The sequence below is a fragment of the Mycobacterium sp. NGS56 genome, assembly GCF_059812425.1.
Genome location: NZ_JCALCQ010000015.1, coordinates 108,970 through 124,084, shown reverse-complemented (window position 1 = coordinate 124,084; position 15,115 = coordinate 108,970). Strand labels below are relative to the sequence as shown.

Annotated in this window: 11 protein-coding genes and 1 pseudogene; 7 read left to right on the top strand and 5 right to left on the bottom strand. The window is 63.8% G+C overall.

Features of this window, described 5'->3' with window-relative positions; all coding sequences use genetic code 11:
• Positions 1-531, bottom strand: a pseudogene (locus AC5Y4F_RS24400) (hypothetical protein); the annotation flags it as partial.
• Positions 532-684: 153 nt separating this feature from the next.
• Here AC5Y4F_RS24400 and AC5Y4F_RS24395 point away from each other — a divergent pair.
• The 3 genes from AC5Y4F_RS24395 to AC5Y4F_RS24385 all read left to right on the top strand — a co-directional run bounded on the left by AC5Y4F_RS24395 (position 685) and on the right by AC5Y4F_RS24385 (position 3,810).
• Positions 685-1,596: a GAP family protein gene (locus AC5Y4F_RS24395; protein WP_082947599.1), complete on the top strand. Its 912-nt coding sequence runs from the start codon at positions 685-687 to the stop codon at positions 1,594-1,596.
• 49 nt (positions 1,597-1,645) lie between these two features.
• Positions 1,646-2,914 (top strand): glycosyltransferase, encoded by a 1,269-nt coding sequence (locus AC5Y4F_RS24390; protein ID WP_499999155.1) that lies wholly within the window; start codon positions 1,646-1,648, stop codon positions 2,912-2,914.
• A 110-nt stretch (positions 2,915-3,024) separates the two neighbouring features.
• Positions 3,025-3,810 carry a GAP family protein gene (locus tag AC5Y4F_RS24385; protein WP_067934156.1) on the top strand — a complete coding sequence of 262 codons (786 nt, stop codon included), beginning with the start codon at positions 3,025-3,027 and terminating at the stop codon, positions 3,808-3,810.
• A 5-nt stretch (positions 3,811-3,815) separates the two neighbouring features.
• Here AC5Y4F_RS24385 and AC5Y4F_RS24380 read toward each other — a convergent pair whose 3' ends face one another.
• From AC5Y4F_RS24380 to AC5Y4F_RS24365, 4 genes are all read right to left on the bottom strand, one after another.
• Positions 3,816-4,715 carry a class I SAM-dependent methyltransferase gene (locus tag AC5Y4F_RS24380; protein ID WP_067934158.1) on the bottom strand — a complete coding sequence of 300 codons (900 nt, stop codon included), beginning with the start codon at positions 4,713-4,715 and terminating at the stop codon, positions 3,816-3,818.
• A gap of 55 nt (positions 4,716-4,770) precedes the next feature.
• Positions 4,771-5,802, bottom strand: a complete 1,032-nt coding sequence (locus tag AC5Y4F_RS24375) for an NAD-dependent epimerase/dehydratase family protein (protein ID WP_067934160.1) — start codon at positions 5,800-5,802, stop codon at positions 4,771-4,773.
• Between the two features lie 31 nt (positions 5,803-5,833).
• Positions 5,834-7,228 carry a nucleotide sugar dehydrogenase gene (locus tag AC5Y4F_RS24370; protein ID WP_499999153.1) on the bottom strand — a complete coding sequence of 465 codons (1,395 nt, stop codon included), beginning with the start codon at positions 7,226-7,228 and terminating at the stop codon, positions 5,834-5,836.
• An 85-nt stretch (positions 7,229-7,313) separates the two neighbouring features.
• Positions 7,314-8,576: a glycosyltransferase gene (locus tag AC5Y4F_RS24365; protein ID WP_499999152.1), complete on the bottom strand. Its 1,263-nt coding sequence runs from the start codon at positions 8,574-8,576 to the stop codon at positions 7,314-7,316.
• Positions 8,577-8,878: 302 nt separating this feature from the next.
• Between AC5Y4F_RS24365 and AC5Y4F_RS24360 the strand changes: the two genes are divergently transcribed.
• The 4 genes from AC5Y4F_RS24360 (at position 8,879) to AC5Y4F_RS24345 (ending at position 15,031) form a co-directional block, all read left to right on the top strand.
• Complete coding sequence (locus AC5Y4F_RS24360) at positions 8,879-10,282, top strand: hypothetical protein (protein ID WP_067934163.1); 1,404 nt, start codon at positions 8,879-8,881, stop codon at positions 10,280-10,282.
• 474 nt (positions 10,283-10,756) lie between these two features.
• A complete protein-coding gene (locus tag AC5Y4F_RS24355) occupies positions 10,757-12,211 on the top strand; it encodes an alkaline phosphatase family protein (protein WP_499999151.1) in 1,455 nt (484 codons plus the stop codon).
• Between the two features lie 855 nt (positions 12,212-13,066).
• Positions 13,067-14,398, top strand: a complete 1,332-nt coding sequence (locus tag AC5Y4F_RS24350) for an adenylate/guanylate cyclase domain-containing protein (RefSeq protein WP_499999149.1) — start codon at positions 13,067-13,069, stop codon at positions 14,396-14,398.
• A gap of 27 nt (positions 14,399-14,425) precedes the next feature.
• On the top strand, positions 14,426-15,031 hold the full coding sequence (locus AC5Y4F_RS24345) for an HdeD family acid-resistance protein (RefSeq protein WP_499999147.1): 606 nt from the start codon (positions 14,426-14,428) through the stop codon (positions 15,029-15,031).
• Positions 15,032-15,115: the final 84 nt, after the last annotated feature.

Below are 15,115 nucleotides of genomic sequence, written 5' to 3'. Positions count from 1 at the left end.
GATGTCGCGCACGGATTGACGGGCGTCCTCGCGCAGAGCCTGCCACCGCCGGCGCGATCGGGCGCCAGGCCAGTCGATCGGGTCATCGCGGCCATCGGCCGCATGCGCCATCGCCTCCAACAACCCGATCCCGTCGGCGATGCAGTGTGAGACGGCCAAGCTCACCGCCGCGCCGCCGTCGCTGAAGGGCAACACGGCAAGGTGCCATCCAGGCCCGTGTTGGGCAGCGATGGGCGCCGCGGCCTGCTCGTCGAGCCACGCGTCGAGTTCCGCACGCGGGCGAGGCCTCGCGACGATCTCGATCTCGGAGGGACGGTCGGGCGATACCCACCGGTGGCGGCCGAACCGCAATGGTGACGGTTCGATGCGGCGGGCCAAGCATCCCCGCTGAAGATGATGATGGAACTTCCGCAGACCATCGATGTCGACCGGACGGCTATACACCCAGAACGGATGTGGGATCGATGCGACTCCCGTCACTCGCTCCGCGTCGAACGTGAGCTGGTCGTGCGGATCCAGCAGGTTGTCCATCGTCGTACCGTACTTCCGACTGCGCGTGTGGGTGAATGCTGGTCTAGGAATCGAGCGTGACCCGTTGCGGGACAACATCGTTGCTCCCGGGACTGCGGGGCGCCATCGCGGGGAACATCAGGGCAGCGAGCGGCCAAGGTAGTGTGTCCGGCCATGTGGGGCTCAGTGCTGGCACTGGCGCTTGTGACGGCACTAAACCCAATGCGCCTCGCCGTCATGCTTCTCGTGATCTCCCGGCCACCGCCCCTTCAAAACCTGCTCGCCTACGTGGCGGGTTGCTTGGCCGGATGCATTCCGGCCGTGGTGGTTCCGCTGACACTGCTGCACATCACGCCGACTTTCAAATCGTTTGCCGACGATCTGGCGACGAGCACCATCGTCCGGGAACTCAGGATCGGCATGGGTGTACTTGCGCTATCCGTCGGCGCTCTGATCATCGTGCGCTCGGTGACCCAGCGCCGGCGTCGGCCCGAACACCTGCCCGTAACCGGGTGCGACGCCTCGACGCAGGTGCTGGGCCAAAACACACCGCCCATTATCACGCGGGTGCTGAACCGCGCTCGGGGTGCGGCGACGGAGCGCGGCCCTGTCTTGCGGCGGTTGCTCGGCCGCGTCCACCATGCATGGGAAAACGGGTCCCGGTGGGTCGCGTTCGTGATCGGCTTGGCATTCGGCGGCGTGGAACCCGATGTCGGTCTGCTGCTACTCGCGATCATCGTGGCCTCGGGAGCTGCGATCGGCACGCAGGTCAGTGCCGCCATCGCGTTCGTCATCGGGGTGCTAGCCATAGCCGAGATGACCCTGCTCAGTTACTTGGCCATGCCAGCGAAAACGCAAACCGTCCTGCAACGGTTACACGACTGGGCATTGGCGCACCGTCGCAAAATCCTGGTAGCGATGCTCGCGGTGGCCGGAGTGTCGCTGATCCTCAGCGGCGTCGGCACCGAACGAGGCCGGCCAGTTGACAACTCGCAGCGGTCGGCGGTTATCGGGAGTTATAGTCACATCGCGCACTGCGCCGCCCATCGCGGGTTAGCCGTTAACGACTTAGCACCACAGACATAGGGCAGTTCGCTGCAGCTTAGAGGGAGAGTCCATTGCCGCGGGACGCGCGATGAAATGTGTGCTGGCGAGCTACGGAACGCGTGGCGATGTGGAGCCCTGCGTCGCTGTCGGTCGCGAACTGCTGCGCCGCGGCCACGAGGTGCGCATGGCCGTGCCGCCCGATCTGGTCGGCTTCGCCGAAGCGGCTGGACTTAGCGCTGCCGCGTACGGACCGGACACGCGCGAGTGGTGGAGCGCGCACCGCGATTTATGGACGCGCTCATTCCACAACTTCTGGAAGGTACGAGAACTGATCGGGTCGTGGCGCGAGATCGGGGAATCCGTCACCAACTACTGGGCGGATATCACCGCGACGCTGCGGTCGCTGGCTGACGGCGCCGACCTGTTGGTCACCTTTTTGAATTTCGAGCAGCCCGCCGCCAATGTTGCCGAGTATTACGGCATTCCACTGGCCACGCTGCATCTGTCCCCGGTGCGGGTCAACGGCCAGGTTTTACCATTCCTGTCGCCGCCGTGGGGCCGCTGCGCGGTGAGGGCGTACGAGTGGGTGAGCTGGCGGGGGATGAAGAGGTTCGATGACGTGCAGCGCCGGGAACTTGGTCTGCCGAAAGCGACGCGCTCCGCGCCGCGACGGATCACCGAGCGCGGATCGCTGGAAATCCAGGCCTACGAAGAAGTGTGCTTCCCCGGGCTGGCGGCCGAATGGGCGGGATCGAACGGCCAACGTCCCTTTGTCGGCGCGCTGACGATGGAGCTGACCACCGACGCCGATGAAGAGGTGGCGTCGTGGATCGCCGCGGGAACGCCACCGATCTTCTTCGGCTTCGGCAGCACTCCGGTCAAATCTCCGTCCGGCACCCTCGCCATGATCGGCGCGGCCTGCGCGCAATTGGGCGAGCGGGCTGTGGTCTGTTCCGGCTGGAGCGACTTCAGCGATCTCCCCCATTTCGACCACGTCAAGGTGGTGGACGCGGTGAATTACGCGGCGGTCTTTCCCGCCTGCCGCGCGGTCGTGCACCACGGGGGCATGGGCACCATAGCCGCGGGTTTGCGCGCCGGAGTGCCCATGCTCGTCCTTTGGACGGCGCCCGATCAGGCGCTCTGGGCCGCCCAGGTGAAACAGCTGAAAGTAGGCTTCGGGCGCCGCTTTTCGAGCGTTAGCCGGGAATCGCTGGTCGCGGACCTGCGCACGATCCTCGACCACGAATATGTCTCGCGGGCCCGCGGGGTGGCCACCCGGACGACGAAACCGACCGAAAGCGTAGCCCACACCGCCGATCTCCTGGAAAACTTCGCCCGCCCACGACAGGTTGGTTGACGCGGCATAACTAGCGGGGCGCCCTTCCGACGGCCGCAACGGTCGCCGCCGGTCGGCCGACGGGGACCGCGACCGGCCGCTGGGAACTGGGCAGGGTAGTGTCTCGGCCGGTGTGGGGTTCCGTGCTCGGGATGGCGCTTCTGTGGGCGCTCAATCCTGTGCTTCTCGGCCTCATCCTCCTGCTGATTTCCCGTCCGCGACCGGTGCAAAGCCTGCTCGCTTGCTGGGTAGGCTGCCTGATCACGAACGTTCCCGCCTTATTGGTTCCGCTGGTGGCACTGCACGTCATGCCGGCGTTCAGATCTACCGCCCATGAATTAGCCGCCGCGGGCCCGAACTCGATGGCCCGCCATATTCAAGTCGGACTGGGTGTACTGGGGCTGGCGATCGCAGCGCTGATCCTGGTGCGCTCCCGAGCGCGGCGAAGCATGCCGGCACAGGTCGCCAACTTTTCGACCGCGAAGCTCGACTCGAATGAAAGCGGACTCTCGCTGCCGCAGGGCCGCGACGATGATGCGGCGAACGAACGCGAATCTGCAATCCGGCGGCTGGTCGGCCACGTCAACGATGCGTGGGAGAACGGATCGTTGTGGGTGGCCGTGCTGGTGGGCATGTCCATCCTGCCGGGCCCGCTGCTGGTCTTGCTCGTGGACACCACCATCGTGGCGTCGGGAGCCCCGATCGGCACGCAGGTCATCGCCGCCATCGCATTCGTCGTCGGGATGCTTGCGGTCTTCGAGATAACCCTGCTGAGCTACCTGCTCACGCCGGAGAAAACCAAAGCGGTGTTGCAACCGTTGCACGAATGGGCGCTTGCCCACCGTGCGCAGGTTCTGGCCGCGATCTTCGCGGTGGTTAGCCTGTCGCTGGTGGCAAGGGGCGCTGGCGTCATCTGATCAGATCACTTGGCCCGCAGGACAAAACCCTTCTGGTCGCCACGACCCTGCTGGTTGAGCCGATCCGTGCGTTTTGCCCACTTCCACATCTGCCTTATCCCAAACAGCCGCAGGATTTGCGGGTCGGTCACCGCCACGCCTCGCCGATAGGCTTCGCTCCCCAGAAACTGACCCAAATTCGAATCATCAAATGTCCGCTCCACCCGCAGCCCCGCCTTGTCAGCTGCCAGTGCCATTGATTGACACGAAGGTATGACGAAATGCCGAGGGGCATCGATCTGCACCCAGTCAGCCGCATAACTGGTCCACGCTTCGGAAGAAGTCGTCGGAACGCGAGCCAGGCAAAAGCCTCCGGCAGCGAGTTTCTCGCGTGCCATCTTGAGCATTGCGACCGGGTCTGAAACATGCTCGAGCGAATGGTTGAACATGATGAGATCGAATTCGCCCGTCACTTCACCGAAATCGCGCTTCAGCAACGGTACTCCTCGCCGCGTCTGGCCATCGCCGGCGATGAACGGATCCGCACCACACAAGTTGGTGAATCCCACTCTGGCCAATCGGTCAAGCAGCAAACCGCTGCCGCAACCCACGTCCAGAATTCGCGCGTCACGGTCGAGCGGGAGCGCGGCGATCATGCCGAGCGCGTCTCCGCCGAGGAGAAGGCGAAGGATACCGTCGGCCAAGCGCCTCGTTAACAGGGCGCCGACGAGCCGGCCGCCGGCACGCAACTTGTAGCGGTCCTGCTGCGTAATGAGCCATCGGAGTATCCCAGGGTCGTTGTACGAGTGATAATTTCGGGGATAATGGCGCATGAGCTCTTCACCGTCGAGCACATGCGCAATTTGTAACGTCTCACACGCAGCGCAAAGATAGTAGTCGAACCGCTCGCGGGTTCCATACATCATTTCGCGAACTACAACGGGTCGATGAGGGCCGGTCGATCCGCATAGCCGGCACTCTTTACTGATCTCGTTCAGTTGGTCCTCCAGCAACAGATTGATGCACAGTAAATCCCTTGAGGTACCAGGGATTCGCCCGCGCCCAATCGATGGTGCGACGGACCCCTTCCTCGAGGTCTACCTGGATGCGCCAACCCAACTCCCGTTGCGCCTTGGTCGAATCGGGGATACGGCTAGGAATGTCCTCATAGCGATCCCCGTAACGAGCCGCGGTGTCAACGGTTTCGACACCCGTCACCGAGGCGACATCGGCGATCTTGATCGCCACAGCGACAGCGTCGCCCACAGTCGTCTCGGTCATGCTGCCGATGTTGAAGGCCTCGCCGATCGCCGCGCTGCTCTCGGCCGCGAGCAAGGTGCCGGCGACGGCGTCGTCGACGTAGGTGAAGCACCGCGTCTGGTCTCCGGAGTCGTAGAGCAACGGCCGGCGGCCATTCAGGATCCGGTGAATGCTCTGCGAAATCACGAAAATCGGAGGTTGCCGCGGACCATATACGTTGAAGTAGCGAACGACCGTCACCGGCAGTGCGTGAGACGCATGCATCGCGAAAACGAGATGTTCACCCATGGCCTTACTGGTGCTGTAGCTCCACCGCGCGGTTCGTGTGGAACCGAGAACGCGATCGTCGTCCTCGGCGAACGGTGGGTTCGGGTTCCTCCCGAACACCTCAGATGTGCTGGCGAACACCACATGCGCTTGGTGTCGACGGCTCAGCTCGAGGACGTTGCGAGTGCCGGTCACGTTGACATCGAGAACCTGCAGCGGGTCTTTGAGATAGTTGTTGACACCGACAATCGCGGCCAGGTGGAAAACCTTGTCCACGTCGGGGGTCAGGGCACTCTGGAGCGCGGCCAGATCGGTGACGTCACCCCGCACGAACCGGAAGTTGGCGTGCCGGTCGAAGTCGAGATCGCTGTCGGGCGTGTCTTTTTCAAGGTCGAACACCGTGACCGTGTCCCCGCGTCCGAGCAACGCGGCGACCAGGTGCGATCCGATGAAGCCGTAGCCGCCAGTCACGACGACATTGGACATGAACGCTCTTTCATTTCGGGTTCAGGCACGCCTACCGGCCGATGCCCTTGTAGACGAAGCCCGCTGTGCGCACCGCCGCCGGGTCGAAGCTATTCCGCCCGTCGAGGAACGCACACCGGGGCCCCGCCAAGTCGGCGAGCCGGACCAGGGGCACCTGGTGGAACTGTCGGTGGCCCGCGAGGAGCACCAACGCATCCGCATCTTCAACCGCCGAATCGATGTCTGCGGTCAGGGGAATCTTCGTCACCGTCAGGGCCTGCGCGTCCGTCACCCACGGGTCATGGATCGAAAGCCGGCAGCCGGACTCCTCGAGCAGGTTGATGACGGACTTGGCGGGTGTGAGGCGGCAGTCGCCGGTGTTGTTCTTGAACGCGATGCCCAGCACCGCGATCCTGCTCGTCTCAAGCGCCTTGCCCTGATCGGCGAGGAGCTGCTCGAGCAGCCCGTAGGTGTAGGCGGGCATCGTGTCGTTGACAGTCCTCGACGTCCGCGGGATTGCCAGGTCCAGTCCGACGGACACGCCCAGATGATTGACGAACCACGGATCCTTCGTCAGGCAGGAACCGCCGACTCCCATACTCGGCCTCAAGATGTTCACGTCGCCGCCGCCCTTCGGCATCGTGTTGGCGGCGTCGATGACTTGCAGGGCGTCCATGCCGAGCCTGTCGCATACCTTGGCCAGCTCGTTCGCCAGCGCCACGTTGAGGTCCACCCAGAGGTTGTCGGCCAGCTTGACCATCTCGGCGGTCCGGGGGTTGTCGACGACGACGGAGTCGACTCCAAGGGCATGTCGCCACAATGTCGCGCAAGCGCGAGCGCTGCGCTCATCGACGGCGCCCACCACGACGGGGATCGACGTGAGCTCGCGGATGGCTTGGCCTTCGGCGATCCGCTCCGGGCAGAACGCCAACCCGAAGTCGACCCCGGCCCGCAGACCCGAGGCCTCTTCCAGGATCGGCAGAACGACGGTTTCGGTGGTGTCGGGCGGCACCGTGCTCTTGAGCATGACGATGTGGCCTGGCCGCAGGTGCTCCCCCACGGCCCGCGCCGCCGCCTTGATGTCGTCGACGATGGGCTCGTAGCCCGGACCGAGCGGCGTACCCACGTTCACAATCACGAAATCGTTGTCGGCGACGGCGCCGAAATCGGTCGTGGCGCGAAGCCGGCCGACTCGCACGTTGTCGGAGACGAGCTCGCCGAGCCCGGGCTCAGGCACGGTGGTCTTGCCCAGGTTGATCTCGTCGACGACGCTCTGCCGCACGTCGATCCCCGTCACCGGCCAGCCACGGTCGGCGAGCACCGCACCGATCACCGTGCCGATGTAGCCGCAGCCCACGACCGCGATCCCAGACCGCTGGCCACGCACCAAGGAGTCGATCTCGGCGTCGCTACGCCCGAATACGCATGCCGGCATTACCCCGCCCATCTAGCGTCATCCCGCTCACTGCACAGATGTGCAATAGGGTGCCATGCCAGCGCGCGGAGCGCACACGCGGGGCCCGATGCTCAGCTCAGGGTTCGCGCCGGCCGAAGTCTTCCAAAAGATCGGCGGCGGCCGCAACGCTTTCGGCGGATTTGGTCATCCGGGCGGAGATCTCACTAGCACGGGCAACGCATTCCGGGTCGAGGACCCGGCGCAGGTCCGCAGCCAGCGATTCGCGGGTGGTGCTCGAAAACCGCCGGGCGGAACCAACTTTCAGCCTCTTGACCTGGGTTCCCCAGAGCGTCTGATCGCCGAACGTCGGGAGGATCAACGTCGGAACTCCGGCGCGTAGACCCGCCGCCGTGGTGCCGGTGCCGCCATGATGCACGACCGCGCGGCACGCGGGAAAGGCGGCCGCGTAATTCATCGCGCCCACGGTCTTGACGTGCTCGAAACACGGAACGTCGCTGAAATCGGTCTCTGCGGAACAAATCAACGCCCGCTCGCCCAACTGCGCGCAAGCCTCGCCGATCATGGCCACCGTTTCGGCGGGAGACTTGACCGGCGTGCTGCCAAACCCGAAGAAAATTGGCGGGTTCCCCGCGGCGATCCACGACGCGACGTCCGCATCGGCATCCGTAGGCAATTCGATCGTCAGCGCACCGACGAAGGGCCGCCGGCAATCCGACTTCGCCCATTCGGCCGCCAGCCCCGGAAAGCACACCTCGTCGTATGCCTGTATTTCCAGCGATCCGCGTTCAGCGACTCGTCGCGACCACAGACCCGTTGCCTTCGGTAGCCGGAGTTTGCGGCGCTGCGCGTCGTCGCGCCTCTTCATCATGGGCCAACTCAGCCGCTCGGACAGCGTCATCGCGGAACGGCCTACCGGCGCCGGCAGGCCAGGAAGGAGTTGGCCGTTGGCCCGGATCGGGAAGGTATGCAGCATGGCCAACTTAACGTCGTAATACTCCGCGATGTTGGCCGCGGACTGCTCACCGATGGCGCTGGTGACCAGCACGTCGGCCCCATCCGCCAGCGACATCAGAGCCTTGCTGGTCTCCTCCCAGAGCTGGTTGAACAGATCCCGATCTTCGCGCACCAACCTGCTGAGTTCCTGGACCTTCCACGGTGCGCGGAACAACCGCACCAACAGGTCGCGGTGGACGTCCTGCCACGCCCGCGCATCCGGCCCGCAGGCGGTCGCGGTAAGCCCCGCCGACTCGACGAAGCCAACCAGGTCGGGCGCGACGGCCATGCGTACGTCGTGCCCACGGCCCAGCAGTTCACGACCGACAGCGACTCCGGGCTCGGCGTCGCCGCGCGTTCCATAAACGGCCAGCACGAATTGCATCGCGGAGGTTTGGCCTTTCGGTTGTCGTGCGCGAAGGCGGGGGCACCAGTCATGATGCCTGGTTCCTCTGCCGGCCGGACCGGCGGGCGCCAATTGGCTTCGACTGACTAGTACCGGGACCATTGTCATGACCGGTGTGGGTCATTCAAAGCACTCGAAAAGCCCCGTTGCAGGCCTTTATTCAGCCGGGTCGATGTCGTTGGTAAGCAGGTGAGCGAAGGCAAAAAAGGTTTCCTGCGCTCAGCCGCAAACCGCGTGGTATCGCGTGCTGGCCGAAAGGCGGGCTCGGCTACTCTCATGTGATGAATTGGCCGGGCCGTGCACGCGCATACTTTGAGACCCGCGCATCACGCGTTGATGCGCGGCCGGATAATCGGATCGCGTTGGTGGATCAAGGATTGTTTGCCGGCCATCGCGCCGCGGGTCTGAACCTCGTCATCCAGTGCGTGTGGATTTATGAGCACGCTATCGACTTCGCCGAGCTGAGACGTTTACACCGCAATCTCAGTCACGGGTTGCTGGGACGGCGCATTGAGCGCTCGCCGCTGCCCTTTGGCCGGGCTCGCTGGGTGTTGGATAGCGGACCGTCCGATATCGACGTCGCAGACTGCGCCCGTCCACGCAATGAGCTCAGCGACTGGGCTGATGAACGTTCACAACTGCCGATCGATGTCGAACAGCGCCGCGGTTGGCAGTTTGGCGTGCTTCCTCTTACCGACGGCTCAACCGCGGTCAGCTTGGTCCTTTCCCACTACCTGCTCGACGGCCTCGGACTCGCCCTCGCGGTCGTTGATGCCAAACTGGGTAACCCTGCCGCCCTCGGCTATCCACTCCCGCGCTCACGTACTCGCTGGCGCGCGGTGGTTGAGGACGCCCGCCACACCGCGCGGGACGTCCCGGACGTTGCCCGGGCTGTCGTCGTCGCGGCGAAGATGGCCCGTCGGGCGCGGCACGATCTCGCCCGATCGCAGGCCTCGCGACCCGTCAAGCTCCGCGCATGTGAGGGCGATGACCCAATCGTCGTGCCGGCCGCCTGGATCCAGCTCGACGCGGCGGACTGGGATGCCCGCGCAAAGGAGCTCGGCGGAACGAGTAAGACACTGGTGGCAGGGTTTGCCGCGAAATTCGCTGAGCACGTGGGGCGTCGGCGTGACGGTGATGGTCTGGTCACCTTGCATCTGCCGATGAACGACCGCACTGAGGGCGACACGCGGGCAAACGCGATGTCGATCGCGGTCGTCCGAGTCGATCCGGCGCGGGTGACGACGGATCTGCGTGACCTCCGTGCCGAGATCACGCGAGCGCTCACGACGCTGCGGGAGACTCCAGACGAGGCACTTCAATTACGTTCGCTGATCCCGTTCACCCCGAAGCAGGCGTTGAAACGGATGGTCGACGCGGGGTTCACGGACCCCGACGTCCCCATGCTTTGCTCGAATCTCGGCGACTTCGACCCGCTGGTGTGCCGCCTCGACGGCACCTACGGCGAACTTGTCATGACCCGGGCGACAGGGCAACACGTGACGCGACAGTGGCTGGATCAAACGGGGGGTCAAATGACCCTCCAGTCTTGGAGCACCGGTGGCTCCAAGATCTACCTCACCATCAACGCCTACCAACCCGGTGCCGAGAACACCAAGCAGGCGTTGCAAGAGCTGGCTCAGCGTACCCTGGCTGAGTTCGATCTGACCGGCACGATCGAGTAATTAGAGACGTCACCGCCATTCCTCTGGCTGCCGCGTCCGCCGTTGGTACCTGTGCCGTGCCCGCGGGCAGTTCAGCGTCCTCACGCGTCGCCTGGCACGGCGTTGCGCTGACCGGCCCGTAGAGGCCGGCCTTCCTCGGGGCCTCGAGGCGGCCCATACACGATTTTGCTGATGATCGCGTCACCAACTCGGTCACCGAATGGCAACTGCTGGATATCAATTCGTGCAAGAACGTAGGAGTTCGGCGTGACGTACCTCACGATCGACGGAGCAATTCGCGGCGCCTAACCGCAGAGGTGGTACCTGATGTTCTGTCAACTCGGTCGTGTGGCTGGTGCCGCCGCCGGGGCTGCCCTGCTGGTCCTGTCGGCGTTCACCGCGCCGAGAGTGTCGGCCGCCGTGGTGATGAGCCCGAATCTGTTGATGAATCCGGGTGCCGAGTTCGGCGACCCGTCCCTGTCGGCGTACAGTTCGGTGTCCATCCCGGCGTGGACCGTGACCGGCACGCCGACCGTGATCAGGTATGGCACCGCGCGCCGCCTGCCATGGCCGCTCGGCTCGCCGGGCCCGACTCTGCCAGCCGCCCTGGGGTTTCCGCGGGCACAGAACGGACCCCCCGACGGCGCCGTGCAATTTTTCGGCGGTGGAAACGTGGCCACATCAACGCTCACCCAGTTCGTCGACCTGTCCGGCGCGGCACCGCAAATCGACACCGGCACCGTGCCATACAGGCTGAGTGGATGGCTCGGGGGCTTCCTTGAAGACCCGTCGGAAGCGTCGGTCACCGTCACATTCGTTGCCGCCGATGGACAATCGCCGCTGGGTGCTGGCAAGATCGGGCCGGTCACCGTGCTCGATCGCCGCTTGAAAACCGCTCTCCTCCAACGCGAGACCATCGGCACGATTCCCCGTGGAACGCGCGGCGCGAGTGTGGTCGTGACACTCAAAGACAGAAACCCGGTGATCGGCAGCTACAACAACGCCTACGCCGACAATGTCTCGTTCACTGTCGGCGCCCCCCTGCCTCAACCGCCGCCGCCGACGCCACCGGCATCGAAAGTCGGGCCCCTGGACCACATATTCATGATCTACCTGGAAAACCATGGCGTGAAGGACATTGTCGGCAGCCGCAATGCGCCATACATCAACGGCTTGATCAACAACTATGGTTATGGCGAAAACTACTACGCGCAAACACATCCGAGCCTGCCGAACTACTATCCGATCCTCGGCGGATCCGATTTCGGCTTCAACTACAACTGCGAGTTGGACTGCTTCGACCAACCCAACCTGGTCGACAACGTGGAGAGGGCGGGCAAGGGGTGGGCCTCCTACGAGCAATCCATGCCCGCGCCGTGTTTCACGCAAGACTCGGGTCCTTACAGCCCCGGCGAACTACCATTTCTGGCCTTCCACGACATAGTCGCCAACACCGATCGTTGCCAAAAACATGTGCTGCCGCTGGAGCGGATGGCCACGGACCTCGCCACGCCCGCCACCACTCCGAATTACGTGTGGTGGGCTGCGGACGAAAACCACAATATGGAGGGCCCCGTCAACCTCGAGTTCATCATCAGCCTGTTGACGACTCATCAATACAACATCAAGGCCGGCGACCAGTTCCTCGCGGCGACGCTGCCGACGATCCTCAACTCGCCGGCATTCCAGCAGCAGCGCAGCGCCATCTTCATCACGTGGGACGAGGACTACAACAACCTGTCACTGGGCATCGGCAACGAGGGTAATCACGTGCCCATGATCGTTATTCCGTCACCGAATTCCGGTATGCGCCAAGGCCACATCGTTGCAGCCAAGTACAACAACCACTACAGCTTGCTCCGCACGATCGAAGACTCCCTACAACTTCCCCGACTGACCAACAATGACAAATTCGCCCAGCCGATGAACGAATACTGGCAGGCGGGTTAGCGCGACTGGTGTCCAACGCGGCGACTGAGCCCTGCCGGCGAAACTGTCCGCCGGTCAGCGCTGACCAGATCACGACGGCATCGGATGCCAATCACGCCACACCGCCGACGCCCTGACCCTCTTCAATCCGGCCGGACAATTTTTCATGAACTCTGGTGTAAGAACCCCGTAAGAATTACGCACCGTTTACTCCGGAAAAAACCCAATCGGCAACACGGGCTGCTGGCAATTTACACGTGGTTTGCCGGCAACACTTTGAAATCACACCCAGCCATAATCGAGTTTTGTCGGGCGGGAGATCAATCCTCCAGCACCCGACCCGAGCCCGACGTCCTCAGCGGTTATCAAATAGTGACTATTCGCAAGGTCCAATTTGGCGCGTCGTTAGGTGGTGTCGTCGCTGTCCTCTCCTAGGCTTTGATCTGTCGCCGCTTCCCGTGGCGATCGCGTCGGTCTGCCAAGATTGGAGAACGGAAGTGTCACATGTGCAGCAAGCCATTTTTGTGACGCTGGCGCTGCTGGCTCCGATCTGTGCGGCGAGACAGCCGATCGCATGGTTTGCCCGGTGCCGCGGCATGAAAAAGCGCCGGTTGCGGCCCAAACACCCAGAACATTTCGGGTCGATCGCAAATGTCAGGCCAAGCGCCCGATCGGTTGCCCGCAGTCCTCGCCGCCAAGGGCCGCGACGGAACGCCGATTTGATCGGAAGCCGGCCGATCGCCGAGGTGAGGTACGCCAAGCGGCGAACTCCGATCGCGAGCTAGCAGCGGGATTCATCAGCCGGGCGGTCGGGCAATCCCCGATTTGCCTCCAGGGTGCCGACAAGCGCGCTGCTCAGCGGTTAGGCTTACAGCCGTGGAGGCCAGGAAGTGTGGTGCCTCACCAGGACGCCCAGACGGCTCGTCGGTGCGCCAGGACTGCGTGGCCGCGGCGCGCGCTCAGGCGCGCGACCGCAATCAGCACTACGCCGATAGCGCCGCCCGCCAATATCGAGTGCTCTCGATCGCGGCCCTGCTGGCGGTCGTAGTCAGCACCAATTTCGTCGTGCTGCAGATGGTCACCGGTGCCTGGATTTGGCAGATGCTTGTCCTCAATGTCATCTCGGCCGTGATCTTCGCGAGCGTGCCGTGGCTGCACCGCTTCGGTGACCTGGTCGCCCCGCTGACCTTTATCGGCGCGGCCTACGTCACCGTCTCCGCAAGCTGTTGGGATGCGGGCACCTCGTCGGGCGCCCAATATTTCCTGGTGGTCGGCGCCTGCCTGGTGGTGTTGCTGCTGGGCCTCGAACACATTGCGTTGGCCGCAGGCCTGGCGGCGATCGCCGCCGGCCTCGTCATCGGCTTGGAGTTTCTCGTTCCCCGCGATACGGGTCTGGTGCCGGCGTGGGCACAGTCCATGATGTTCGTCGTCACCATCATCTCCGCCTGCGTCATGGTGTTCATCACGGTGTGGTATGCGCTGCGTGAGACGCAGCGCGCCGAGGCAGTGATGGAGTCTGAGTTCCAGCGGTCGGAGGCGCTGCTGGCCAACATGTTGCCGGGCAGCATCGCCGAGCGGCTCAAAAGCGCCGACCGAGACGTGATCGCCGACAAGTACGACGAGGCCTCCGTCTTGTTCGCCGACATCGTCGGGTTTACCGAACGCGCCAGCAGCACAGCGCCAGCCGACCTGGTGCAGTTCTTGAACCGGCTGTATAGCGCCTTCGACGAGCTGGTCGACAAGCATGGCCTAGAGAAGATCAAGGTCAGCGGAGACTCCTACATGGTGGTCAGTGGCGTCCCGCGGCCGCGGCCTGATCACGCCTCGGCCCTGGCCGATTTCGCGATCGATATGGCCAATGTTGCTGCTGCACTACGTGATCCGGATGGCCAGCCCGTTTCGTTGCGGATGGGCATGGCCTGTGGACCGGTCGTGGCCGGCGTGGTGGGTTCGCGCCGGTTCTTCTACGACGTGTGGGGCGACGCGGTCAACGTCGCGTCGCGGATGGAGTCCACGGATTCGGTGGGCCGGATCCAGGTCCCCGAGGCGATGTACGAGCGCCTGCGACACGACTTCGTTTTGCAAGAGCGCGGCCGCATCGAAGTCAAGGGTAAAGGTGTCATGCGCACCTGGTATCTCATCGGCCGTAGGGCTGGCGAAGAACCCACCGACCTGCGCGCCGAGCATCCCCGCACGGTCCACGTCTGACCAAAGTCCCTGTACCCCGGCCCGCGTTTGTGCCAGACTGCGGCCATGACTATCTCCCCTGGCTCTTCCGGAACCCATCCCGTTCCGAGCTTGCTGCCGCATCTGTGGAAATCCGCTCTGCTGTCGGGAATTCTGTCGCTCGCCCTCGGTGTCCTGGTATTGGTGTGGCCGGGAATTTCCATCCTGGTAGCCGCCGTCGCGTTCGGCGTTTATCTACTGATCACCGGTATCGCTCAGGTGGTCTTCGCTTTCTCGCTTCATGTCTCGGCCGGAAGCCGGATCCTGCTCTTCATCAGCGGCGCAGCATCGTTGATTTTGGCGTTGCTGGCTTTCCGTCATTTCGGGCAGGGATACGCAATCCTGCTGCTGGCCATCTGGATTGGCGTCGGGTTCATCTTCCGCGGTGTCGCAACAACGATCTCCGCGATCAGTGACCCGCACCTACCGGGTCGGGGCTGGAACATCTTCGTCGGCGTGATCAGCCTGCTCGCCGGCATCGTCGTTCTGGCGTCACCCTTTCAATCCATCGTCACCCTGGCGATCGTGGTCGGCGCGTGGTTCATTGTGATCGGCGTGTTCGAGATCGTTTCGTCGTTCGGAATCCGCAAGGCGTCCAAAACCCTCACAGGCTGAGAGCAGGGCGCAGGTAGCGTTGGCGCCGACTCATCTACTACACTCTGTCGTAGCCGTTGATCGGGCCTCCGCAGTCTCGGGAGA

Excerpts from the sequence above, each read along its gene's own strand:
- AC5Y4F_RS24365 (WP_499999152.1), bottom strand. The coding sequence starts at position 8,576 with ATGCAATTCGTGCTGGCCGTTTATGGAACGCGCGGCGACGCCGAGCCC.
- AC5Y4F_RS24390 (WP_499999155.1), top strand. The coding sequence starts at position 1,646 with ATGAAATGTGTGCTGGCGAGCTACGGAACGCGTGGCGATGTGGAGCCC.
- AC5Y4F_RS24380 (WP_067934158.1), bottom strand. The coding sequence starts at position 4,715 with ATGATGTATGGAACCCGCGAGCGGTTCGACTACTATCTTTGCGCTGCG.
- AC5Y4F_RS24395 (WP_082947599.1), top strand. The coding sequence starts at position 685 with ATGTGGGGCTCAGTGCTGGCACTGGCGCTTGTGACGGCACTAAACCCA.
- AC5Y4F_RS24375 (WP_067934160.1), bottom strand. The coding sequence starts at position 5,802 with ATGTCCAATGTCGTCGTGACTGGCGGCTACGGCTTCATCGGATCGCAC.
- AC5Y4F_RS24370 (WP_499999153.1), bottom strand. The coding sequence starts at position 7,228 with ATGGGCGGGGTAATGCCGGCATGCGTATTCGGGCGTAGCGACGCCGAG.
- AC5Y4F_RS24360 (WP_067934163.1), top strand. The coding sequence starts at position 8,879 with ATGAATTGGCCGGGCCGTGCACGCGCATACTTTGAGACCCGCGCATCA.